Raw genomic sequence first — 361 nt, forward strand, 5'->3', positions numbered from 1 at the left:
ATTAGTCGCCTCTGAGCTGTGCACCGTAGTGGATGACGGCACCATCGCCGATCGCCGTGGCTCGGTGGCCATTGATGACGAAGGGCCCCCGGGGCAATACAACGTGCTAATCGAAAACGGCATTCTGAAAGGCTATATGCAGGATAAACTCAACGCGCGCCTGATGGGCGTCGCACCGACCGGCAATGGCCGACGTGAGTCGTATGCCCATCTGCCGATGCCGCGTATGACCAACACCTATATGCTGGCGGGCCAGTCGACGCCACAGGAGATTATCGAATCGGTCGACTACGGTATCTTTGCGCCTAACTTCGGCGGCGGGCAGGTGGATATCACCTCCGGTAAATTCGTCTTCTCCACT

The 361-nt window shown here is 57.9% G+C and carries 1 protein-coding gene; it reads left to right on the forward strand.

Annotated features, from left to right (window positions below; translation table 11 throughout):
- The coding region (locus ACSIPU_RS30705) for a metallopeptidase TldD-related protein (protein WP_435322495.1) at positions 1-361 on the forward strand (361 nt) is incomplete at both ends.

The sequence above is a fragment of the Klebsiella sp. HN106 genome, from assembly GCF_051209435.1.
In the GTDB taxonomy this organism is placed as follows: Bacteria; Pseudomonadota; Gammaproteobacteria; order Enterobacterales; family Enterobacteriaceae; genus Klebsiella; species Klebsiella oxytoca.